The following is a 23,458-nucleotide window of genomic DNA, read 5'->3' as shown; positions in this document are numbered from 1 at the left end:
TTTTCTGCTTTTCCGTTCAGCCCTTGGCGGGCGCGAGATCTTTCACGTCGGCGGGCTTCGCGGCCATCTGCAGATGCAGACGCTCGCCCGTGTACGGCGTATGCGCGCGCACGACGTCCATGTTCAGTTCGACGCCCAGGCCCGGCTCCGTCGACGGAATGATGTAGCCGTCTTCCCAGCGAATCTTCGTCTTGAGCACTTCCGCGTGGAATCCGCCCCACGTCTCGATGCTTTCCTGAATCAGGAAGTTCGGCGAGCACGCGGCGATCTGAATGCTCGCCGCCGCGCCGACCGGACCGTTGTAAAGATGCGGCGCGATCTGCGCGTAGTACACCTCGGCGAGACTCGCGATCTTCTTCGCTTCGAGCAGACCGCCGACGCGTCCCACGTTGAATTGCAGGATCGACGCGGCTTTCGCTTCGAGCAGCTTGAAGAACTCGTACTTCGTCGTGAGGCGCTCGCCGGCCGCGATCGGAATGCTGGTTTTCGCGGCGACTTGCGCCATCGCGTCTTCCTGTCCCGGCGGCACCGGTTCCTCGAACCACAGCGGATCGAACTTCTCGAGGCGCTGCGCAAGACGGATCGCCGACGACGGCACCATCTGACCATGCGTGCCGAACAGCAGATCGGCCTTGCTGCCGACCGCCTCGCGCACCTTGCGGCAGAACGTCTCGCAGCGGTCCATCACTTCGAGCGAAATCTGATGCCCCGAATACGCGGTGTACGGGCCGGCCGGATCGAACTTGACGGCCGTGAAGCCGAGCGCGACGTTGTGCGCGGCGCATTCGGCGGCGAGATCGGGATCGTCGTAGTCGTATTCGCCGCGCGCGTTCTTCGGATAAAGATACGTGTACGAACGCAGACGTTCATGCACGCGTCCGCCGAGCAGTTCGTAGACGGGCTTGCCCGCCGCCTTGCCGATGATGTCCCAGCACGCCATTTCGAGGCCGCTGACGACGCCCATCATCGTGAGATCGGGGCGCTGCGTGAAGCCGCTCGAATACGCCTCGCGATAGAAGCGCTCGACATGATGCGGATCGTGACCGAGCAGATAGCGCTCGAACACGTCTTCGATGATCGGCGCCATCGCTTTCGGATGGAACGTCGCCGAATAAATCTCGCCGACGCCCTCGATGCCGCAGTCCGTGCGCAGCTTCACGAAAATCCAGTACATGCCGCCGATATGCGGCGGCGGCACGGCGACGATATGTGTTTCCAGTGCGGCGATCTTCACTGTTGCGCTCCCAGCTTCCTGAGTCGAAGTTTGAACATGATGGCCGCCACGCCGCCGAGCGCGGACATGAAGGCGATATAACCGAAGTACAGCTGATATCCGTACACGCCCGGATAGTTCTGCGTCAGATAGCCGTTGATGAGCGGCAGCACCGCATCGGGCGAATAGCCGACGACGGACACGAGGCCGATCGCGAGGCCCATCGTTTCGGCGGGCACCTTGCATTGATCGAGCAGCGACCAGTAAAGCCCGCGAATCGCGTACGTCATCACGCCGATGAACAGCACGAGCACCGCGACGAGCACATGGCTCGAAATGCCGGGCGCGGCCATCAGCACGATGAGCGCGGCGGATGCGGAGAAGAGCGCGACGATGAGCACGGTCGTCTTCGAGAAGCGATCGCCGAGAAAGCCGCCGCCGATGCCGCCGATCGGGCGCATCCAGAGTTTCAGCGTCGTGATGAAGCCGGCCAGAACCACCGACAGCCCGATCTCCTTCTCATGCAGATAAGCGGAGAAACTGTAAGTCGACCAGAAGACCTGATAGCCGCAGAAGACGATCGCGGAAAGCAGCGCGAGTTGCGGATTCTTCATCAGCGAGATGAGATCGCGCAGCACATTGCGCTTTTCGCGCTTCGCCGCAGCCGCCGCCTGCGCGCCTTGCGGATCGCGCACGAGGCCGAGCACGACGCCGAGCCCGATGCACAGGAACGCGTACATGTAGACGACGAGCCGGAAGCCCGCGACCGTCGAATCGCCGCGCGTCTGCGTGACCCAGGCGAACAGCCCGATCGCGATGGTCGCGAGCAGCGCTTCGATCAGGCCGCGCCCGCCGTCGAGAAAGCCGAAGAAGCGGCCTTGCTCGTCGGCGGCGGCGATCGTCTGCACGCGCTTGATGATCGCCGCCCAGAACGTGAGGCCGGTCGTCAGGCCCCATCCGCCGAAGATCACGATCAGCGAGGCGAACGACGGCGCGGTGGAATACCACAGCCCGAGCGCGCCCGTTGCGATCAGCGAGAAGCTGATGAGCAGGCGCGGCGCGACGCGATCCGCGAGCCAGCCGCTCGGCAAATAGCACACGAGGAAGATCGTGCCGAGCGCGGAGTAGAGATAGCCGAGTTGCGCTTCGGTGATATGGAAGACTTCGAGCATCGTCGGCTGATACACCTGTCGCAGATACAGAATCGGATAGATGGCGCCGGCGGCGATGACGAGCAGCGCGAGCTGGATATAGCGGTCGGCGCGCGTGCCTTCGCGCGGCGTCGCCACGCTTTGGCCGGATTGAGCGGGATTCGATGACACAGGCGTGCTCCTCGAAGGGCAGCGGCGCGCGGCGTGCGGACGCCGCGCGGCTGGGCCTTCACTATGTTTTTGTGGAGGGTGAGAAAAGGAATGCGGCCGGAAACGGCCGCGAGAATCAGTACTTCATGACGACGAGACGCGTCTGCGTGAACTCGAGCATGCCGTGCTTGCCGTCGTCGCCGCCGATGCCGGAGCGCTTCCAGCCGGCGTGAAAACCTTGATACGGATCGGCGGGCGTGCGGTTGATGTACAACTCGCCCGCTTCGATCGAATTCGCGACCTTCATCGCCGTGCGGTAGTTCTCGGTGTAGAGCACCGACGAAAGGCCGAACTGATGATCGTTCGCCATCGCGATCGCTTCGTCGATCGTCGCGTACTTCAGCACCGCGAGCACCGGGCCGAACGTCTCTTCCTGCACGATTTCCATGTCCTGACGGCAGTTCGACAGCAGCGTCGGCGGATAGAAAAAGCCCTTGCGATCCGGCACTTCGCCGCCGGTTTCCAGCGTGGCGCCCGCTTCGATCGCGCGGCGGACCATCGCGTGAATGCCGTCGCGCGATGCCTTGTTCACGAGCGGACCCATGTGGCTCGCGTCCTCGTAGCGATCGCCGATCGCCTTCGCCTTCATCTGCTCGCGCAGCAGGCCGACGAATTCGTCGTGGATGCGCTCGTGCACATAGACGCGTTCGATCGCCGTGCAAAGCTGACCGCTGTGCGTGAGCTTCGATGCGACGAGTTCGCGCGCGGCCTTCTGCAGATCGGCGTCCGGCTCGACGATCGCGGGCGTCTTGCCGCCCAGTTCCAGCGAAGGTTTAGCGATGTTCGCCTTGCAATATTCGAGCACCTTGCGGCCCGCGTTGACGCTGCCCGTCAAGGTAATCATGCCGACCTTCGGATGCGTGCAGACGACCCCGGCGGTCGCGTGATCCATCGCGAGCACATTGATGACGCCGGCGGGCAAGGCCGCACGCTCGACGGCGCGCGCCAGTTCGAACGCCGACAGCGGCGTGTTGTTGCTCGGACGCACGACGACCGTGTTGCCCGCGATCAGCGCCGGCGCGACCTTGCGCATCAGCGTGTAGATGGGGAAGTTGAACGGGATCAGGCACGCGACAACGCCGATCGGCTCGCGATGCAGCACGAGATTTTCGTTCGGCGTATCGCTCGGAATGACTTCGCCTTCGATGCGGCGCGCCCATTCCGCGTGATAGCGCGTGATCTGCGCGGCGTAGACGGCTTCGTTGGTCGCGTCGAGCAGGCTCTTGCCGGACTCGGCCGCGAGCGCCGCGCCGATATCGGCGGAGGCTTCGACGATGGCATCCGCGAGGCGCTGCATATGCGCGCCGCGCTCCGCGGCAGGCATCGCGCGCCACAGACGTTGCGCGTCGGCGGCCTGATCGACGGCGAGCAGCGCCTGCTCGCGCGACGCATTGTGAACGTGGCCCAGCACCTCTTCGGTCGCGGGATTCAGGACGGCGGTGACGTCATCGCTCACGGGCTCGATGAAACGTCCGTTCACAAAATTGCGTTCTGGCTTCATGTGGCGGTTTCCTTGATCGCTGCGCGCCACGACGCCCGGCCGCCGGGAAATCGGACGACCGCTGCGACAAGGCAACGCATTTGCGGGCCATTCTTTCGTGCCTCGCGCTGCAACGACAAGCGAAGAATTCGCTGGAAAAACATTCAAAAAACTCGCGCTCGCTGTTCGACTAAATCCTTTTGCGGCGTCCCTTTAATCGCGCACAATCCGTCGCTCGCCGTCCTCGCCGAGCCTCATGGCTAGGACTTCTTGACGAATAAGTAAAAGACTTGAGACTTTCATGAGAATCAAAGTAATCGCCCTCGCCTCGCTCGCCTGTATCGTGACTTCAGCTCATGCTCAAAGCAGTGTCACCCTGTTTGGCGTCCTCGATGAAGGCTTCGACTACACGAGCAATGTCGGCGGGAATCGTGTCTATGAGCTGACGAGCGGCTATGCGTCGGGAAGCCGCTGGGGCCTGCGCGGCGTCGAAGATCTGGGCGGCGGCACGAAGGCCGTGTTCCAGCTCGAAAGCGGCATCAATTTGAGCAACGGCGCGGCGGGCCAGGGCGGACGCATGTTCGGGCGGCAGGCCTACGTCGGCGTCACCGATAACCGTCTCGGCTCGGTCACGCTCGGCCGTCAGTACGATTCGGTGGTCGACTATCTCGCGCCGACGACGGCCAACGGCAACTTCGCCGGCTATCTCTTCGCGCATCCGTTCGACAACGACAACACCGACAACTCGTTCCGCGTGAACAACACGGTCAAGTACGCGAGCCCGTCGTTCGGCGGCTTCAGGTTCGGCGGCACGTACAGCTTCAGCAACGACACGAACTTCGCGAACAACCGGCAGTACAGCATCGGCGCGTCGTATGCGAACAGCGGCCTTCTGATCGGCGCGGCTTACTTGCGCGCGGATGGCGTCGGCATGAACCCGAACGGCGCAATCGCCACGAACGACGCGAGCTTCATCGCGCAGCGCATGCAGATTTTCGGCGCGGGCGTGAACTACACGTTCGGCAAGGCGACGGCGGGCTTCGCGTACACGAACTCGAGTTATCGCGATCCGGTGACGAACGGCTATATCGGCGGGTCGCTGGCATCGGCGGGCAACACGCTCAACAACCTGCGCTATCAGAACTTCGAAGTGAACGGGAAGTATCAGTTCACGCCGGCGTTCTTCGTCGGCGGTCAGTACGTCTATTCGATGGAAACGTACGACTCGACCGCCGGCACCGTGAAGCCGCACATCCATTCGGCCGGTCTGATGGCGGATTACTTCCTCTCCAAGCGCACCGATGTGTACGTGCAGGGCGTCTATCAGAAGATCGCGGGCAGTTCGACCGGTTCGGTGATGGATCAGGCGTTCATTCCCGGCACGCAGGGTGTGTCGTCGAATTCGGAGCAGTTCGTCGCGCGCGTCGCGTTGCGGCACGCGTTCTGACGGTCGAATCGATGAAATCGCTGTCCGCGTATTAAACGCGGACAGAAAATTCCTAAGCATTTCCTAAGCTTTCGTCTTCTAATCTTGCGGCTTTCCCGAACGCCAAGACGCCGCAAGATGAATCACACGCTCGCCCCAGCCCCCGCGCGCCGCCGTCGGACGCCATGACTGCCCGGAGACACGCCATGAGGGTATTGCTCGTCGAAGACGATCGCATGATCGGCGAATCGGTTCAGAACGAACTGCGCGACGGCGGCTACGCGGTCGACTGGGTGCGCGACGGCAAGCTCGCGCTCACGACGCTCAACACGCACGTCTACGACGCGATCCTGCTCGATCTCGGCTTGCCCGGCGCCGATGGCTTCGCGGTGCTGCGCGCCGTGCGCAGCGGGGCGAATCACGTGCCGCTCATCATCGTCACCGCGCGCGATTCCGTCGATGAACGCATTCGCGGACTCGACGAAGGCGCCGACGATTACCTCATCAAGCCCTTCGACATCTCCGAGCTCAAAGCGCGCATGCGCGCGGTGATCCGCCGCCGCGGCGGGCAGGCCGCGCCGATCATGTCGAACGGCGTGCTCACGCTCGATCCGGCCACGCGCGAAGCCACCTCCGGCGACATCGCGATCCGACTTTCCAGCCGCGAATTCGCGCTGCTGCAAGCGCTGATGATCCGCCCCGGCGCGATTCTCTCGCGCGCGGAAATCGAAGACCGCATCTACGGCTGGAACGAGGAAGTGGAAAGCAACGCCGTCGAATTCCTGATCCATTCGCTGCGCAAGAAGCTCGGCGCGACGGCCATCAAGAACGTGCGCGGCGTCGGCTGGATGGTCTCGAAGCAGCCATGACGCGTTCGCTTCAGTTCAGGCTGTCGGCCTGGCTGTCGGCGCTGATCGTCGCGATCGCGGCGGCGGGCGGCGTCATCGCGTTCCAGACGGCTTTCCACGAGGCCAACGAATTGCAGGACGGCCAGTTGAAGCAGGTCGCCGCGCTCGTCACGCCGCGCACGCTCGCGACGATGCAGCGTGAAGCGCTCGGCCGCGTCGACGGCGCGGATCCTGAGTCGAAGCTCGTCATCCAGACGATCGGCGAGCGAGCGCCGCTGCCGGTCGCGTCCGATCTGCGCGACGGCCTGCAGAACGCCATCGTCCAAGGCACGCGCTGGCGACTCGTCGTGAAGACGCTCGATGACGGCACGCGCGTCGTGATCGGCCAGCAGACGGCGGGCCGCGACGAGATCGCCCGCAACGGCGCGCTCGCCACCGTGATGCCCTTCGCCGCGCTCGCGCTCGTGCTGCTCGCGGCGCTGCATCTGATCGTGCGCCGCCAGTTCCGGCCGTTGAGCGCGCTGTCGGCGAGTCTCGACACACGGCCCGAACACGATCTCTCCGCGCTTTCCCGCGACGCGCTGCCGAGCGAGATCGCGCCCTTCGTCGTCGCGATCAACCGGCTGCTCGCGCGCGTGGAGGCGTCGGTGGCGCTGCAGCGCCGCTTCGTCGCCGATGCCGCGCATGAACTGCGCTCGCCGCTGACCGCGCTGTCGCTGCAGGCCGAGCGCCTCGACGCCGCCGAGTTGCCCGACAGCGCGCGCGAACGGCTCGACGCGCTGCGGCGCGGCCTTGCGCGCACGCGCTCGCTGCTGCATCAACTGTTGACGCTCGCGCGCCTGCAGCAACGCACCGACGCCGATACCGCGCGTTTGCGCGTGCAGGACGTCTTCCGCAATGTTCTCGAAGATCTGATGCCGCTCGCGGAGACGAAGGACATCGACATCGGCGTATCGACGAGCGACGACGTGTTCATCCACGCGCCGCAAGCCGATCTCACCATCATGGTGAAAAATCTCGTCGACAACGCGATTCGCTATACGCCGGCGGCCGGCCGCGTCGATCTCGCGGCGGGCGTTTCGAATGCGCGGCCGTGGATTCGCGTGGCGGACAGCGGGCCGGGCATCGCGCCCGAGGAACGCGCGCGCGTCTTCGATCCGTTCTATCGCGTGCTCGGCGGCGACGCGAACGGCTCGGGCCTCGGGCTCTCGATCGTCGGCACGATCGCGGCGCGCATCGGCGCGACGATCGAACTCGCGGATGCCGCGCCGCGCGGGCTCGTCGTGACCGTCACGATCTGAAGGCGTCGGCTGCCTGAAGCGACATGCACGACGCGCCGGACCATACGCGCCCGCGCGTGTCCGGCGCACGCGCGGCGTGCTATCGTCGATGCGTCATTCCGACGTGGCATTCCGATGCCGCCATCATGAGTCAAGTGCGCTATCCCCTCGGCCCCGATGACCGCGTGCATCTGCTCTGCTGGCTCACGTGCGGATTGCTCGGCGCGTACTACATCGAAGGCGAATGGCCCGATACGTCGTTTCAGGTGCGCGCCGCGCATCGCTGGCTCGACCGGCATCATCGCGCGGCCGACTGGATCGAGACCGCGCGGCTTTCGGTGGCGGCGCACGCGCTCGCCGCGCGCTTCTCGACGATGCTTGACGCCGACGCCTCGCGCAGCGACATCGAACGCATTCTCGAAGGCGAGGATCTCGACTACGAAAGCGTGCTCGTGCAGCGCATCTATCACGAGTGCTGGATCGAGTTGTCGAGCGGACGAAAGCCGTCGCACTAACGCGTTCCTCCGATCAATTTCCGTGCCGCGCCGCGCGCGTGCCTTGGCGCGTCTCGCGCGCGGGCACGGACATTTTTTTGCGCTGGCGGAATGTGCGGAACCCCACATTGGCGCTCAGGGCGCGGCGATACCATCGGCGCGCCTGCTCGCACGTCGATGTTCGCGCCTCCCGCCGATGTCCCCAATCGCCGGGCTGAAAAGCGGCTACACCGTCAGCGGCCAAAAACGATGACAACAATCGACACCGACTGGAGGTCGCCATGCAGCGCAGCATTCGTCCGCTTGTTTCTCAAACCGCGATTCGTCGTGCGCGCCTGCGCCCGCTCGCGATCCTCGTGCCGATCGTCGCGGGCCTGACTTGCGCGAGCATCGCCGATGCCGCGCCGCCGCTGCCCGCCGGCGGCCAGTTCGTCGCGGGCAGCGGCGCGATCAGCGGCGGCGGCACCGGTTCGACGCTCACCATCAATCAGACGACGACGCGCGGTGTCATCGACTGGAACAGCTTTTCCATCGGCAGCGGAAGGCAGGTCACGTTCAACAACGGCAGCGGCGCGACGCTCAATCGCGTGACCGGCGGCAATGCTTCGGTCATTCTCGGCCAGCTCAACGCGACGGGCAGCGTGTATCTCGTCAATCCGCAGGGCGTGCTGGTCGGGCCGGGCGGCGTCGTCGCGACGGGCGGGCGCTTCGTTGCGTCGGCGCTCGACATCGGCAACGATGCGTTCATGCAGGGCGGCCCGCTCACGCTTTCGGGCGGCGGCAACGGCATGGTCATCAATCTGGGCACGATCGGATCGAGCGGCGGCGACGTGTTCCTCGTGTCGCGCACGGCGGCGGTGAATGGCGGCAGCATCAACGCGCCGCAGGGCACGGTCGAAATCGCGAGCGGCAATCAGGTGCTTCTGCAGGATTCATCCGGTGGACAGCAGGTTTCCGTGCAGACGGGCAGCGGCGGCACGGCGATGAACGGCGGCGTGATTCGGGCGGCGCAGGCGAGCCTCCAAGCCGCCGATGGCAACGTGTACGCGCTCGCCGGCAACAGCAGCGCGATCCGCGCGACCGGCACCGCGACGCGCGATGGCCACGTCTGGCTCGTCGCCGATCAGGGCGCGGTCCACGCGAACGGCACGCTCGCCGCGACGAACGCAGACGGCAGCGGCGGCACGGTCGAAACGCGCGCGAATACGCTCGATGTCGCGGGCGCGAACGTGACGGCGCGTACATGGAAACTCGGCGCGCCGTCGTTCACCGTCGATCAGGCGAACGCGGATTCCCTCGCGCGCGGCCTTGCCAACGGCACATCGGTGGATGTCGAAGCGAGCAGCGGCGATCTGAACGTCGGCGGCAACGTCCAGTGGAACGGCAACGCGTCGCTGACGCTCGGCGCGGCGCACAGCGTGGCCATCGGCGCGGGCGCGACCATCGGCAACACGGGCAACGGCAATCTCACGCTGCGCGCGGATTCGGGCGGCATCGACAACGGCGGCGGCGTGGCGAACAGCGGCACGATCGACTGGTCGAAGAGCGGCGGCATCGTCAGCGCGCTTTACGACATGAACGGCAGCTATGCGCCGGGCACGCTGCTCACGAACAGCGGATGGACCGCCGCGCCGTACAGCGGCGTGCGCACGCAGGCGACCGCGTACCGGCTCGTGAACAATCTCGCGGATCTCTCGAACGTGACGCAGGATCTCGCGGGCAACTACGCGCTCGGCAAGGATATCGACGCGAGCGCGACGTCGTATCCGAACTATTTCACGGCGATCGGCTCGAAGACGACGCCGTTCACCGGACAGTTCGACGGCTTCGGCCACACGATCGACAGGCTCGCGTCGACGCCCAATCTCAACGACGACCGTCAGGGCCTGTTCGGCGTGATCGGCGCGAACGGCGTCGTGCGCGATCTGAATCTCACGAACTCGAGCACGGGCGGCTACGCGTCGGGCGCGTACGGTTTGCTCGCGGGCCAGAACGACGGCCTCGTCACGTACGTCAACACGACGGGCGGCGTCGGACAGAACGGCTTCGGCGGCGCGGGCGCGGGCGGGCTCGTCGGCGTGAACAACGGGATCATCGAGCGCTCGTCGAGCACGGCGGATGTCGGCTATCAGATTCCTGCGGGCGGGCTCGTCGGCGTGAATAACGGCACCATCGTGCAGTCGTATGCGACCGGCACGACGTACGCCGGAAATCACGGCCAGACCGCCGGGCTCGTCGCGTACAACAACGGACTGATCATGCAGTCGTATGCGACGGGCGGCGTGGGCAGCTTCGGCGGCGGCGGGCTCGTGTTCGACAACGGCGCGACGGGTGTCATCAACGAGTCCTTCGCCGTGGGGCAAGTCGGCGGCGGCGGGCCTCCGGGCGACGCATACGGCGGTATCGCGGCGTACAACGAGGGCGCGATTCACAACAACGTCTACTGGAACAAGGAGACGACGATCCGCACGAGCGCGGCCGGTTCGAACTCGGGCACGACGCCGCCGGACTCGAACGGGCTCACGACCGCGCAGATGAGCAATGCGTCGAATTTCCTCGATTGGGGCATTCCGTCGGGCGGCGTCTGGGCGATGCCTACCGGCGCGACGCATCCCGTTTTGCAGTGGCAGCAGGCGCAGCCTTGAGGGGCGTGCCGAGCGGATCGTCAGCTTCCGATCACGAGGAATATCTCCCCCACCGGCGCCTTCGATCCGTTCGGCACGACCGCCTTCAACGGAAACCCATACGTTCCGCGAAAGCTGACGAACCTTCCGACCTGCACACGCACGCCCACACCGACGCTCGCCAGCGAAGCATTGTTCACTTCGCCGAATTCCGCGATGCGATTCCACACGTGACCCGCATCGAAGAACACGAACGGCTGCATCGCCGCCAATCCCGCGAGTCCCGCGAGTCCCGCGCTTCCCGCCGATATCGCCGGCGCACGCAATTCGGTTTGCAGGTTCCATCCCCGATCGCCCTGCGCGGAATACGGCTCGTAGCCGCGCACGGTGGCATCGCCGCCGAGTCCGAGTTCCTCGCTCGGCAATAGCGTGCTGCCCGTCCACTGCAACAATCCGCGCGCCGATATCGAGAATCCCGACTTGCCGAGCGGCATGTCACGCTGCGCCGACAACTGCATGTACTGATAGCGCGGCTTCGCGCCGAGACGAGCGGCATCGTAGGCTTCGTCGTTGCTGTTGCTGTCGAAGTAACCGGGACTCGCGAAGAGCGCTGCGTTCAGATGCGTATCGCCCGATGCATCGCTATTCGAAAGATCGTAGGCGATCACTAACTGATGGATATGCGTGTTCGCATTGAACACCTGAAAGCCGCCGAACTCGAGATCGTTGTTCGAGCGCTTGAAGTCGTAGCCGAGTTGCACTTGCTGTTGCCACGCGCCCGCGTTGTCGAGCGGCGGCAGACGCCAGTCATAACGAAAACTGAGCTGCGCGCTGAGACCCGTTTGTCCGTAACTGTCGGGTAAACGCGGCGTGCTCTGCGCGAACACGCCGAACAACTCGATGCGATCGAGCCACGGCAACGGCGCAACGGCATTGAACGCGTGCGCGATGTAGCGCGGACGATCGGGCCGCCCTTCGATATCCGGATTGCCGCTCAACAGATCGTTACTCGCGGTCATCTGATAGCCGATGCGCGCATCGATGCCGAACAGATTGCCGTAATCGAATCCCGCGAGAATGCGATCGCGGCCGAGGTCGCGCACGCCGTCGTTGTTATAGCCGCCGTAAATGCGGAACGGAAAGCGGTCTTCGGTTTGCAGCACGACGTCGGTCGTATCGGGCGCGGTGCCGGGCGCATAAATCACGTCCACGCGCCGATACGGATTCGCGTTGAGCAACGCGAGTCCCGCGGCGACATCGGCTTCGCGGATCGGCTCGCCGCGCGCGAGCGGCATCTCGCGGGCGAGCAGCGCATCGGAGAAATGGCGGTTGCCCTTCGGCATCACGCGCCCCGCGCGAAACTCCGCGATGGCGATCTTCACGACGCCATTGCTCACGTCCTGCTCGGGCACGTACACATCGACGAGCGGCTGGCCCGCCGCGCGATAACGTTGCACGACGGCGCGCCGGATTTCCGCGAGACGCGCGAAGGTCAGCGGCTTGTGGAGATCGGCGGAGAAGCTGTCGAGAAAATCGGGCGTGAGAAAAGGCGCGCCCGTCGACGTGATCGCGCCGTTCGCGCCCGATTGCGTCGCATCTGATGTAGCATCCGCACGCACGAACGCGATGCCGCGCAGATCCTGAAGCGCGATTCTGTGCGAGTCGTCGCTCGGCTCGGGCGGCGACGGCGACGCGCGCGGACGCTGCTCGGCGGGCGGCGCAATCGGCGCGACATCGCGATACGACTGCGCGGCGGCGTCGCGTTCGGCAACGATGCAGGCGATCGCGGTCGATAGCACCGTCGCGGCGACGCGTGTGCGGTTCAAATCATGTCTCCTCGGCGCCGGCCGCGTAGGTTGGCCCCGCATGTTATCAGCGCACGGAGCGGAACGTTTCATGCGTCGGGCGCGCATGACCGGTCGCGAGAGAAAGATGCTCGCACCGTACCTGTTAGCGTCGCGAACGCGCGTAGAAATGACTCGACGTGAACGGCCGAGCCAGTAGAAAACACCGCAGCGACATTGGCCTTTCTTCCGACCGCGCAACGCATCTATGATTCGGAGATGATCGGCGCGATGAGCAGCCGAACCGCATTGTCAGGACGAGGATGGACAAAACCTCCAACGCAGAAATCACCGATTCCGCTTCGCTCGATGCATCGGTCTACGCGCAATGCGCGCGCGAGCCGATCCACATTCCCGGCGGCATTCAGCCTCACGGCGTGCTCTTCAGCGTCGACGCGCATTGCCACATCCTGCAGGCGAGCGCCAACGTCGCGCAGCTCGCGCACATCGCGCCCGAAGCGTGTCTCGGCCGCGCGCTCTCGACGGTGCTCGGCCAGCACGCGGCCGAACGTGCGAGCGCGGGACTGAAGCAACTCACGCGCGACGGCGCGGCGATCCACGTCGGCAACGTCGTGCTCGACGGATGGACGCCGGACGGTCCCGTCGCGATCGTCGTGCATCGGCATGACGGGCTGTTGTTCGTCGAAGTGGAGCCGGCGCGCGACACCGCCGACGTCTTCTCGACGATGTATCCGCTCGTGCGCTCCTTCGTGAGCGATGTCCAATCGATGCACACCGTCGAGCAGATTTGCCAGTTCGCCGCGAACGAGATCGCGCGCATCACGGGTTTCGGCCGCACGCTCGTCTATCAGTTCGACGAGGAAGGCAACGGCAACGTGCTCGCGGAAAGCGTCGAGCCGGGCTATCCGTCGTATCTGAAGCAGCACTTTCCGGCATCGGACATTCCCGCGCAGGCGCGCGAGCTGTATCGCAAGAATCGCATTCGGCTCATATCGAACGCGAACTACGAAGCCGCGCCGCTCGTGCCCGCGCTGCATCCGGCGACGGGCCGCCCGACCGACCTCACGTACGCGTCCTTGCGCAGCGTGTCGCCCGTGCATCTGCAATACATGCGCAACATGGGCACACTCGCGTCGATGTCCATGTCGATTCTCGTCGACGACAAGCTCTGGGGCCTCATTTCCTGTCATCACGCGACGCCGCGTCTGCCGCCGTTCGAAGTCCGCACTGCGTGCGAGCACGTCGCGCAGATCGTCTCGCTGCAGATCGAAGCGCGCGAGACGCAGGCCGAAGCGCATTACCGGCTCGAATTGCGCCGCATGCTTTCGAAGCTGCTGTCGTCGATGGCGAACACGGACAGCTTCGTCGAAGCGCTCGTCAGCGACGCCTCCGATCTGCTCGGCTTCACGCGCTCGTCGGGCGCGGCGGTGATCTTCGAAGGACGCACGTCGCTCATCGGCGTGACGCCGAACGCGCACAGCGTCACGGCGCTCGTCGACTGGCTCGACAATCAGAGCGAGGACGTCGTGATGTCCGACCGCGCTTCGCAGGATTGCCCCGCGCTCGCGGATTCGCCCGAAGTCGCGGGCTTTCTCGCGGTGTCGATCTCGAAGATCTACCGCAATTACGTGATCTGGTTTCGCCGCGAAGTCGTGCAGACGATCGAATGGGCGGGCGATCCGCGCGCGAAGCTGACGGGCCTCGCCGCGTCGCTTTCGCCGCGCGTGAGCTTCGATACCTGGACCGATGTCGTGCGCGGCCGCTCGCTGCCGTGGCGACCCGCCGAGCGCGAGATCGCGCTGGAATTTCGCGCCGCCGTGCTCGGCATCGTGTTGCGGCGCGCGGAGGAAATTGCGCAGCTCGCGACGGAACTCGGGCGCGCGAATCACGAACTCGAAGGATTTTCATACACGGTGTCGCACGATCTGCGCGCGCCGCTGCGGCATATCGTGAGTTTCGCGGACCTGCTAAAGCAGATGGACGGCGAAAAGCTGTCGGAGCGCGGGCGCGGCTATCTGGAGCGCATCGTGACGTCGGCGCGTTTCGGCGGGCGTCTCGTCGACGATCTGCTGTCGTTCGCGCAACTCGGCCGCGCGGCGCTGCGTCCGCACACGGTCGACGTCCACGCGCTGGTGCATACGGTGATTCAGAACGATATCGACGAACAATCGTCCGCACGCGTGCATTGGAAGGTGGACGCGTTGCCGCGCGTCGAAGCGGATCACGTGTTTCTGCATGTCGCGTTCGCGAACGTGATGTCGAACGCGGTGAAGTTCAGCGCGCAACGCGAAGAGCCGACGATCGAGGTCGGCGCGCACGATGGCGTCGGCGAGCTGATCGGGCATGTCGTCTATTTCGTGCGCGACAACGGCATCGGTTTCGATATGCGTTATGTCGACAAGCTCTTCGGCGTGTTCCAGCGTCTGCACGTCAACGAGAAGTTCGACGGCACCGGCATCGGGCTCGCGAACGTGCGGCGCATCATCGAGCGGCATGGCGGCAAGGCATGGGCGGAAGGCGCGCCCGATGGCGGGGCGACCTTCTATATGGCGCTGCCGAAGCAGTTCCGCCCCGAAAGCGGCGTGCGGCGCGATACGGCCGCGACCGCGCTGGCGCGGCTCGCCGCGGGCACGGGCGGCGCGGGGCACGACATCGGCCAGCTCATCAAACGTTCGGAGCAGGACAAGAAGTAACGCGCAATGCAAAACGGCCGCGATCTTGTGGATCGCGGCCGTTCTTTTCCCTACGACGCTACGCTTAGAAGCGGTGACGCAGGCCCACGGTCGCCGCGACCTGATTCTGCGTCGACGACGGCGACAGCGTGTTGATCATCGCGACGTTGGCGCCCGCATTGCCCAGCTCGCCCGACGCATGCTGGTACACGCCTTCGACGTACACATCGGTGCGCTTCGAGAGCGAGTAGTCAGCCTGCAGCGAAACGGTGTGCCACTTCGGATCGCCCGAGCCGTTCGCGCCCGTCACCTTGCCGTCCGTGTACGTGTACGCGGCGTCGAGGCTCAATGCCGGCGTCACGAGATAGCGGCCGTTCAGCTCGAAGTTGTTCATGTGCAGGTTCGAGTTGCCCGGCAGCGCGAACGTCGTGCCGCCTTGCGATGCGGCGAGCAGGTTGTCGTAGTGCGTGTTGGTCCACACGAAGCCGACCGTCGCCGGGCCGTACGTGTAGTTCACGCCCGCGCCGAACGTGCGCTGCAGTTCAGCCGTCAGATTCGCGTTGTTGCCCTGACCCGCCGACACCGCGCCGCCCGTGTTCGCGTTGTTGCGCGAGTTGTTCGTCTGCAAGTAGGCCGCGGCGAAGTTCAGCGGGCCGTTGCCGTACGACGCGCCGGCGCTCCATGCGCGGTTGTTCGCGAACTGGCCTGCGTCGTTCGAGAAGCCATACAGGCCGCCGAACTTGAAGCCCGCGTAATTCGCGCTCTGATACTTCACCGAATTGCGGATCGAGAACGAGTGATCGAGATTGTCGTTGTCGAACGGATGCGCCGTCAGGTTATTGCCATAGCCCGCGCCTGCTTCGGCGAGCGGCGACAGATAATCGACCATCGAATCATATTGACGGCCGAGCGTGATCGTACCGAATTGATCGTGCTGAAGGCCGACATATGCCTGACGGTTGAACATCGTGCTGTTTTCGGTATAGCGGCCGTTATTGAGGTTGAAGCCGCTCTCCAGCTTGAAGAGCGCGTGCAACCCGCCGCCGAGATCTTCACTGCCTTTCAGGCCGAAGTAAGTATTCGAAACCGCGCCGCTGCCTTGCTGCCAATTGTTATGGCCACCGGCGTTGTTCGTATAGACGAGACCGGCATCCAGCGTGCCGTACAACGTGACGCTGCTCTGAGCGTGGGCTGCTGCTGCGAAGGTGCCGAGAATGCCCGCGATGAGAAGGGTTTTTTTCATGGTTCTCTGTGTCCTGTTTAATGCGAAAGCTTCCAGGGACTGAAAGAGCCCGGGAAACTGGGACACACTGTATGCGACGGGCGCTTGAATGTGACCGCGTATCCGGCGCAATAATCATTTGCTGATTCTGCGAACCGGCGTGCAGATCCCTTCATAATCTTTTAAGGTCAAGTGCTTAGCGGCGATTCGGAGCTCAGATAATCCAAATGGCTGTTGCACATCGACGACGTTATTACTGCGCATTCTGGAGAAGTCCATTGCGTCGCATGCGGTTTATAGCGGCGGAGGCGTTTTGCTAAGCTTCCCGGGTCTGAAGATCTCCACGCAGATATCTCGAGGACACGGAGCGGTTTCGCGAGAGGGAGCCGCTCCGTTTTTATTCCCGACGCGGCGATTAATCCGGGCGCTTTAGACGGTCTCCGAACAGCGGCCGTCGAAATCACTCAGTTACCCGAAGTACCCGAACGATTTTCCCGATTCTTGATGCCGACCGTAAAGGTTACGCGCCCACCGCGAACGGAAGAATCGCATTTAGATGAATCGAATCAATGAGTAACGCGATATGTTTCGCTAAATATCTCGACGTTTTGAAAATTTTGCGCGAGATAGACGGGCAAATCAGGCGACGAAATTACGTCCTGTGACGGCAAATTTCGGAAATTCGCGAACAAGTTCTTCACTAAATGTAACCGTCGCGCAAACGTTTGCTACCGCACAGAACGGGACCGGGCGTTCTGCTCGTTTCATTTCGAAACAATCTGAAGGAGCTTGAATCGCCTCTGCGGAACGCTGCTTGCTTTAATAGAGGCCTCTGTAAAATTTAGCCGGATATAGCCACATGAAAAGAAGCGCCAATGCCACGACCGTCCCAGCATTTCGACAGCGGCGGCCCGCTCAGCTCGCTGAACGCGAGCTTCTGCATCTGGAAATGATTCTCTCGAGTGTCGTCGAAGGGAACTCGGCTTCCGATCGCCTTCCCGCCAGCTATTGGGATATGCGGATTTCGCAACTGGACGCGGAGTACGACCTCGTCCCGTCGCAAAGTCAGCGTGTAGCATCGCTTCAACGCAAACTCGCGTTACTCGACAACGCGCTCGCCACCGCTGCCGACGCGCAGGAAGGGCAACAGAACCGGCGCGTCGCTGCCTGATCCGGGTTCGTCGCGCGGCGCTGATTTATAGTGCCGCCCGCACCCATTCGTCGACCAGCGTGCGCGCCTGCGTGTGCGCGCTCATCAGCGCGTCCTCGGCGGATGCGAAATTCGAATAGCGTGTGTTCTCGATCAGGAGTGGCGAGAACGCAGTGACCGGCCTTCCGGAACGGCTGATCGTCACGATCGCCAGATAGCGCAATTCGCCCGGCGGCGGCACGAGCCGGCTGCTCGTTTCGATCGCGACTTCGAGCACGAAGCCCTTGTGGTTGTACGACCGTATCATCCGGACACCCCGTACGCGCCGTGGATATGACATGCTTCCAGCATGAGATATACCCGTTCGAAGCGCTGCTACTTCGCGCGTCGAAGCGCCGTGCGCGCGATGTCGGCGGCGAGATCGGCGCGCAGTTCGGCCCATTTGCCGAGCAGCGTGGCGTCGTCGGTGAAGAAGTAAGGCGCGTGCGTCCAATGGGCGACCTTTCCGCCCGCGACGGCCAACTCGAAGATACGCATGTCCTGGTCATCGCTGACGCCAGCGCTCACGAGTTCGCGAAACGATCGAATATCGTGCAGCGAGACGTTCTGTATGCCGACGCCGTGCACCACCGCCATCACCGTCTTGCCGATGCGCCAAGCGGCCTCGCGGCTATCGGCGAGCACGAAAGCGACGCTTTCCAGAGGCGTCTCGAACTTCAGCCGATACAGCCGCGCCCTGCATTGTTCACTGAGTTGCGTGTTCATTTGACTCAAGCCCGCGTCGCTCGCCTGGAGCGACGCGCAGCAGGAGTTGATCCCGCTTCAGCATAGGATGCCGCGACCCGGAAAGTATGTCCGATTGCACTGCGTTTCGAACGCACGCGCGCGCGTCACCTGATTCACCGGTTCAGCTCCTCGAGCCGCAGCCCGTTGGTCTTCGGACCGAACAAGCCGATTGCCAGCGCCACGAGCAGCATGCAAACCGTAATGCCGATGAACACGCCCGGCACGCCGAAATCCTTCAGCAGCGACGCGATGATGAAGCCCGACATCATCGCGCCCGCGCGGCTCGCCGAGTAGACGATTCCGCTCGCCCGGCAGCGCACGGCCGTGGGAAAAAGCTCGGTCTGATACGCGTGATAGCAGACCGAGATCGTCTGGCCGGCGAGCGAGATCAGCACGCCGAGCGCGATGAGCGCAACGGGCGATTTCATCTGCCCGAACGCGATACCGCTCGCGATCACGACGAGCGCACCGCCGACGATCAGATACTTCCGCTGCACGCGGTCGGCGTAGAACATCGCGAAGAGCGGTCCGAGCGGCAGCGCGAACGCGATGATGAACGAATACAGCAGGCTCTTCGTCACGGTAATGCCCTGCCCGATCAAGAGCGTCGGCACCCAGTTCGCGAAGCCGTAGTACCCGATCGCCTGACAGAAGTTGAAGACGATGAGCATCACGAGACGCGAGCGATACGGCGCGACGAACAGCTCGCCGAGCGACGCCCGCCGATGCGCCGGCCGCTCGACGACAGGCGCGGGCGGCGGCAATGCGGCGCCCGATTCGCGCTCGACCACGCGCTCGATGTCGCCGACGACGCGTTCGCTCTCCTCGAGCCGGCCATGCATCGCGAGCCAGCGCGGGCTTTCCGGCACCGCGCGCCGGATGAACCACACGATCACCGCGCCGACCGAACCGGCGAGCACGACGACGCGCCATCCATCGAGACCGAACACGGTTTCCGGCACGAGCCAGTATGAAAGCAGCGCGGCGACGGGCGCCGCCGCGAACATCACCATCTGATTGAAGGCCATCGCGCGGCCGCGCATGTGCTGCGGCACGAGTTCCGTCACGTAACTGTCGATCGTAATGATTTCGATGCCCACCCCGATGCCCGTCACGAAGCGCCAGAAGATCACGCCTTCGGGGCTCGTCTGGAACGCCATGATCGCGGAGCCGATCGAGTACCACAGCAGCGAGAACGTGAACACGCTGCGCCGCCCGTAGCGGTCCGGCAGCCAGCCGAAGAAGAACGTGCCGATGAACAAGCCCGCGAACGTCGCCGCGATGAATCCCGCAATGCCGGTGAAGCCGAAGAACGCATGCGTCGTCGTCTGCAAAAGTCCGCTCTTCGCCATGCCCGGCGCGATATAGCCGGTGAAGATCAGATCATAGATTTCGAAAAAGCCGCCGAGCGAGATGAGCAACACGAGCATCCAGAGATGCCGCGTGATCGGCAGTCGATCCATGCGCGCGGAGATTTGCGCGCCGGGCGTCGTGGCGACGCGAACGTCGGGCGTTGCGAGCGGCTCGGCGACCGCGCTGAAAGTGGGCTGCATTGTCCTGTCTCCTGTGTTGGCGACGGCGCGTGTTTTTTATATGCGCCTGTCGCAATGCCTCATGCCGTGACGCGTTTCGTCAGTTGCCCGAGCACTTCGTCCGTGTGCTCGCCGACGCGCGCGAGCGGCTGCCGCACGCCGGGGCGGCGTCCGCCCATCGTGAGCGGGAGCAAAACCACGTCGGTCGTGCCGCCGTCGTCGGTCTGCATCGGCACGAGTCCGCCGCTCGCTTTCAGATGCGGATCGTCGAGCAACTGTTCGGGGCGCATGATCGGCGCGTAGGGAATGCCGGCCGCTTCGAGCTTCGGCGCGAGCTCGTGGGCGCGGTGATCCGCGAGAATCTCGCCGAGCCGCGCGAGCAATTGCGGCCGCACCGCGACGCGCATCGCATTGGTCGCGAACTCGGGCGCTTGCGCGAGATCGGGACGTTCGAGCACATCGCAAAGCGTAACGAATTGCTTGTCGCTCACCGCGCCGATGAACAACTGCTCGCCTTCGGCCAGCGTGAATACGTCGTACACGCTCCATGCCGATACGCGCGACGGCATCGGCGGCGGCGCTTCGCGCGTCATCGCGTATTGCTGCATGTGTTGCGCGGAGAGAAACACGCAGTTCTCGAAGAGCGCGCTCTGCACTTCCTGGCCGCGTCCGGTGAGATCGCGTTCGCGCAGCGCGGCGAGCACGCCGATCGCGCCGAACATGCCGCCCATGATGTCGTTCACCGACGTTCCCGCGCGCAGCGGCCTGCCCGCCGGACCGGTCATGTAGGCGAGGCCGCCCATCATCTGCACGACTTCATCGAGCGCGAGACGCTTTTCGTACGGCCCCGGCAAAAAGCCCTTGTGCGACACGTAGATCAGTTTCGGATGCGCCTTCGACAAGGTTTCGTAGTCGAGACCGAGCTTCGTCATGAGGCCGGGGCGGAAATTTTCGAGCAGCACATCGCATGCGCCGATCAGTTCGAGCGCGCTGTCACGCCCTTCTTCCGTGTTGATGTCGATGACGACGCTCTTCTTGTTCCGATTGAACGAGCGAAAGAAGCCGATGCCGAGACCCGGCAGATTGCGCGTCTTGTCGCCGCCGGGCGGCTCGATCTTGATGACTTCCGCGCCGAGATCCGCGAGGATCATGCCGCAGGTCGGGCCCATCACCATATGCGTGAACTCGATCACGCGCACGCCTTCGAGCGGCAGGGTTGAATGACTCATGACGTCCTCAGGCTTCGATTGCAGTTTTCGATTCGTGATTGACCGGCAAGCCCGCGAGCGCGAGCGCGCCGTGCAGCGTTTCGCCGTCGAGCCAGCGCGCGAGTTTCGCGCGCACGTCCAGCAACGCTGAAATATCGATGCCGGTCTCGATGCCCATATCGGCGAGCATGAACGCTAGGTCTTCGCTCGACGCGTTGCCGCTCGCGCCCGGCGCATGCGGACAGCCGCCGATGCCCGCGAGCGTCGCATCGAAACGCGCGACGCCGGTTTCGAGCGCGGCGTAGACATTGGCGAGCGCGAGGCCGCGCGTGTCGTGAAAGTGGCCGCACCAGAAGCGCTCGCCGGCGATGTCGCGCGCCTTCTCGAAGAGCTCGCGCACCGCACGCGGACCGGCGTATCCAACCGTATCGGCGATGCTCACGCGGTCCGCGCCCGCATCGAGCAGCGCCTGCATGTAGCGCAGCACATCGGCGTGATCGACGCGGCCCTGAATCGTGCAGCCGAACGCCGTGCCGATGCCGCCCTCGATCAGCGTCTTCGCGCCCGACGCATCGCGCGCCGCACGCATGCGCGCGACTTCATCGACGACTTCCTCGGGCGTCTTGCGCAGATTGGCGAGACTGTGCGCGCGGCTCGCGGAAAGCGGCACGAGCATCAGATCGGCGTGCGCTTCGATGGCGCGCTCCGCGCCTTTCAGATTCGGCACGAGCACCGAAACCAGCAGGCCCGGCAGCGTCGTTGCGTAGGCGACGAGTTCGGCGGTATCGGCGAGTTGCGGCAGAAGGCGCGCGGGCACGAACGAACCGACTTCGATTTCGCGCTGACCGGCGGCGTAGGCATCGCCGATCCATTCGATCTTGCGTTCGGTCGGCACGATCGTGCGAATGCTCTGCAGGCCGTCGCGCAGGCCGACTTCGCGGATTACGGCGTTCTGCGGGAACGCGGGCATGGCTTTGTCTCCGGTCTTATGTGTATGGTCTCGACTTTAGAGATTCCGCAAATGGCCTAAAAGCGGTAATTTGGAAAGCTCATGCTTCCCGTTCGGAACGTCAGAGGAATCCAGTCACATGCGCGATATCGATCTGAAAACGCTGCGTCTCTTCGTGACGGTCTGCGAGCACCAGAACATCGCGCGCGCGGCGCACGAGGCGCATATCGAACCATCCGCGATCAGCAAGCGCATCGCGCAACTGGAAACATCGCTCGGCGTGCCGTTGTTGTCGCGCTCGCGGCGCGGCGTCGAACCGACGCCCGCGGGCATCGCGCTGCTCGAACACGCGCGCAGCGTGCTGTTCACGATGGAACGCATCGCCAACGACGTCGCCGCGTTCGGCGGCGGTCTCATGGGGCGCGTGAGCATTTGCGCGTCGGCATCGGCGATTGCGGAAGCGTTGCTCGACGATATCGCGTCGTTCATGCGCGAGCCGTCCAACAAGAACATCAAGGTCGATGTCGAAGAACGGCTATCGAACGATCTCGTGCGGCAGTTGCGCGAAGGCGTGGCGTCGGTGGGCGTGTGCTGGGACAGCGTCGATCTGCACGGGCTGCAACATCGCGCTTATCGGCACGACCGGCTCGCGCTCGCGGTGCCGGCGGATCATCCGTTCGCGAAGCGGCGTTCGGTGAGCTTCGAGGAATCGCTGGAATTCGAGCACGTCGGTCTGCCGCCCGCGACCGCCGTGCATACGATGCTCCAGCGCGCGGCGGCGCAAGCGGGCAAGTCGATGTCGTATCGCGTGATCGTGTCGAGTTTCGATGCGGCGTTTCGCGTCGTCGCGGCGGGGCTCGGCATCAGCGTCGTGCCGATGGAAGTCGCCGGAACGTATCGGCAGGCGCTCGGCATCGAAGCCGTGCCGCTCTCCGATGCGTTCGCGAAGCGCCGCTTCGTCGTATGTTTTCGCGACTTCGACGCCTTGCAGCCGGCCGCGAGGCGGCTCGTCGAGCATCTCGAAACGCGTGCGGCGCGTTAGGCGGGCGCGTCGCAGAACACGGTTTGCGTGTCCTTTTTCTCGATCGTCAGATTCACCGAACGCGCGCCGCCCGGGCGCGTGCAATGCGGCTTGCCCGCGGGCACGGTCAGCAATTGCCCGGCGCGCAATTCGACGGCGCCTTCCTCGAACTCGATGACGAGCGTGCCTTCGACCGCCACGAAAGTCTCGTCGGAGTTCGGATGAAAGTGCCATCGATACGGCGCGTCCATCACGCTGATATGGACGTCGTGATCGTTGACGTTCGCGATGACGCGATTCATGTAGCCATCGCGCGCGGCATCGGCGATGGCTGCGTAGTCGATTGTGCTGTTCATCGTTTCAGGCTAACGCCGCGCGCGAATCGGC

The 23,458-nt window shown here is 64.2% G+C and carries 19 protein-coding genes; 8 read left to right on the top strand and 11 right to left on the bottom strand.

The genetic code is table 11. From position 1 onward, the window contains the following. Positions 1–16: 16 nt before the first annotated feature. The 3 genes from LDZ23_RS24445 to aldA all read right to left on the bottom strand — a co-directional run bounded on the left by LDZ23_RS24445 (position 17) and on the right by aldA (position 4,075). Positions 17–1,234, bottom strand: a complete 1,218-nt coding sequence (locus LDZ23_RS24445) for a mandelate racemase/muconate lactonizing enzyme family protein (protein ID WP_008347267.1) — start codon at positions 1,232–1,234, stop codon at positions 17–19. Further along, positions 1,231–2,535, bottom strand: coding sequence for an MFS transporter (locus LDZ23_RS24440; RefSeq protein ID WP_008347266.1), 1,305 nt, complete (start codon positions 2,533–2,535; stop codon positions 1,231–1,233). Before LDZ23_RS24440 ends, LDZ23_RS24445 begins: the two co-directional genes overlap by 4 nt. A gap of 115 nt (positions 2,536–2,650) precedes the next feature. Next, on the bottom strand, positions 2,651–4,075 hold the full coding sequence (gene aldA, locus LDZ23_RS24435; protein ID WP_008347265.1) for an aldehyde dehydrogenase: 1,425 nt from the start codon (positions 4,073–4,075) through the stop codon (positions 2,651–2,653). A 280-nt stretch (positions 4,076–4,355) separates the two neighbouring features. Between aldA and LDZ23_RS24430 the strand changes: the two genes are divergently transcribed. From LDZ23_RS24430 to LDZ23_RS24410, 5 genes are all read left to right on the top strand, one after another. After that, positions 4,356–5,501: a porin gene (locus tag LDZ23_RS24430; RefSeq protein ID WP_008347263.1), complete on the top strand. Its 1,146-nt coding sequence runs from the start codon at positions 4,356–4,358 to the stop codon at positions 5,499–5,501. Between the two features lie 185 nt (positions 5,502–5,686). Continuing rightward, positions 5,687–6,349 carry a response regulator transcription factor gene (locus LDZ23_RS24425; RefSeq protein WP_008347261.1) on the top strand — a complete coding sequence of 221 codons (663 nt, stop codon included), beginning with the start codon at positions 5,687–5,689 and terminating at the stop codon, positions 6,347–6,349. After that, positions 6,346–7,629: an ATP-binding protein gene (locus LDZ23_RS24420; protein WP_008347260.1), complete on the top strand. Its 1,284-nt coding sequence runs from the start codon at positions 6,346–6,348 to the stop codon at positions 7,627–7,629. Before LDZ23_RS24425 ends, LDZ23_RS24420 begins: the two co-directional genes overlap by 4 nt. 125 nt (positions 7,630–7,754) lie before the next feature. Further along, positions 7,755–8,123, top strand: coding sequence for a hypothetical protein (locus LDZ23_RS24415; protein ID WP_033535897.1), 369 nt, complete (start codon positions 7,755–7,757; stop codon positions 8,121–8,123). Positions 8,124–8,383: 260 nt separating this feature from the next. Beyond that, positions 8,384–10,747 carry a beta strand repeat-containing protein gene (locus LDZ23_RS24410; protein WP_244808246.1) on the top strand — a complete coding sequence of 788 codons (2,364 nt, stop codon included), beginning with the start codon at positions 8,384–8,386 and terminating at the stop codon, positions 10,745–10,747. A gap of 20 nt (positions 10,748–10,767) precedes the next feature. Here LDZ23_RS24410 and LDZ23_RS24405 read toward each other — a convergent pair whose 3' ends face one another. Beyond that, on the bottom strand, positions 10,768–12,552 hold the full coding sequence (locus LDZ23_RS24405) for a ShlB/FhaC/HecB family hemolysin secretion/activation protein (RefSeq protein ID WP_008347254.1): 1,785 nt from the start codon (positions 12,550–12,552) through the stop codon (positions 10,768–10,770). A 281-nt stretch (positions 12,553–12,833) separates the two neighbouring features. Between LDZ23_RS24405 and LDZ23_RS24400 the strand changes: the two genes are divergently transcribed. Beyond that, a complete protein-coding gene (locus LDZ23_RS24400; RefSeq protein WP_244808245.1) occupies positions 12,834–15,224 on the top strand; it encodes an ATP-binding protein in 2,391 nt (796 codons plus the stop codon). A 64-nt stretch (positions 15,225–15,288) separates the two neighbouring features. Here the strand turns inward: LDZ23_RS24400 and LDZ23_RS24395 are convergent, their stop codons facing one another. Then, positions 15,289–16,446, bottom strand: coding sequence for a porin (locus LDZ23_RS24395; RefSeq protein WP_244808244.1), 1,158 nt, complete (start codon positions 16,444–16,446; stop codon positions 15,289–15,291). Positions 16,447–17,284: 838 nt separating this feature from the next. On the opposite strand from LDZ23_RS24395, the gene LDZ23_RS24390 reads away from it, so the two are divergent. Next, entirely contained in the window at positions 17,285–17,596 is a 312-nt protein-coding gene (locus LDZ23_RS24390; RefSeq protein WP_075583514.1) for a hypothetical protein, read from the top strand. Between the two features lie 25 nt (positions 17,597–17,621). Here the strand turns inward: LDZ23_RS24390 and LDZ23_RS24385 are convergent, their stop codons facing one another. From LDZ23_RS24385 to LDZ23_RS24365, 5 genes are all read right to left on the bottom strand, one after another. Next, a complete protein-coding gene (locus LDZ23_RS24385) occupies positions 17,622–17,882 on the bottom strand; it encodes a hypothetical protein (RefSeq protein ID WP_008347246.1) in 261 nt (86 codons plus the stop codon). Positions 17,883–17,950: 68 nt separating this feature from the next. Further along, on the bottom strand, positions 17,951–18,340 hold the full coding sequence (locus tag LDZ23_RS24380) for a hypothetical protein (RefSeq protein ID WP_008347245.1): 390 nt from the start codon (positions 18,338–18,340) through the stop codon (positions 17,951–17,953). Positions 18,341–18,474: 134 nt separating this feature from the next. Then, the gene (locus tag LDZ23_RS24375; protein WP_244808243.1) at positions 18,475–19,914 is read right to left on the bottom strand and encodes an MFS transporter; all 1,440 of its coding nucleotides are present in this window, start codon (positions 19,912–19,914) and stop codon (positions 18,475–18,477) included. A gap of 59 nt (positions 19,915–19,973) precedes the next feature. Further along, entirely contained in the window at positions 19,974–21,122 is a 1,149-nt protein-coding gene (locus LDZ23_RS24370) for a CaiB/BaiF CoA transferase family protein (protein WP_008347241.1), read from the bottom strand. A gap of 7 nt (positions 21,123–21,129) precedes the next feature. Continuing rightward, positions 21,130–22,071: a hydroxymethylglutaryl-CoA lyase gene (locus LDZ23_RS24365; RefSeq protein ID WP_008347239.1), complete on the bottom strand. Its 942-nt coding sequence runs from the start codon at positions 22,069–22,071 to the stop codon at positions 21,130–21,132. Positions 22,072–22,189: 118 nt separating this feature from the next. Between LDZ23_RS24365 and LDZ23_RS24360 the strand changes: the two genes are divergently transcribed. Then, the gene (locus tag LDZ23_RS24360; protein ID WP_008347237.1) at positions 22,190–23,092 is read left to right on the top strand and encodes a LysR family transcriptional regulator; all 903 of its coding nucleotides are present in this window, start codon (positions 22,190–22,192) and stop codon (positions 23,090–23,092) included. On the opposite strand, the gene LDZ23_RS24355 is transcribed toward LDZ23_RS24360, so the two are convergent. Continuing rightward, positions 23,089–23,427 carry a cupin domain-containing protein gene (locus tag LDZ23_RS24355; RefSeq protein ID WP_008347234.1) on the bottom strand — a complete coding sequence of 113 codons (339 nt, stop codon included), beginning with the start codon at positions 23,425–23,427 and terminating at the stop codon, positions 23,089–23,091. The genes LDZ23_RS24360 and LDZ23_RS24355 overlap by 4 nt on opposite strands. Between the last annotated feature and the right edge of the window lie 31 nt (positions 23,428–23,458).

It is taken from the genome of Caballeronia zhejiangensis (genome assembly GCF_022879815.1).
Lineage (GTDB): Bacteria > Pseudomonadota > Gammaproteobacteria > Burkholderiales > Burkholderiaceae > Caballeronia > Caballeronia zhejiangensis.
Note: the sequence above shows the minus strand (reverse complement) of the source record. Positions and strands in the feature narration are given on the sequence as shown.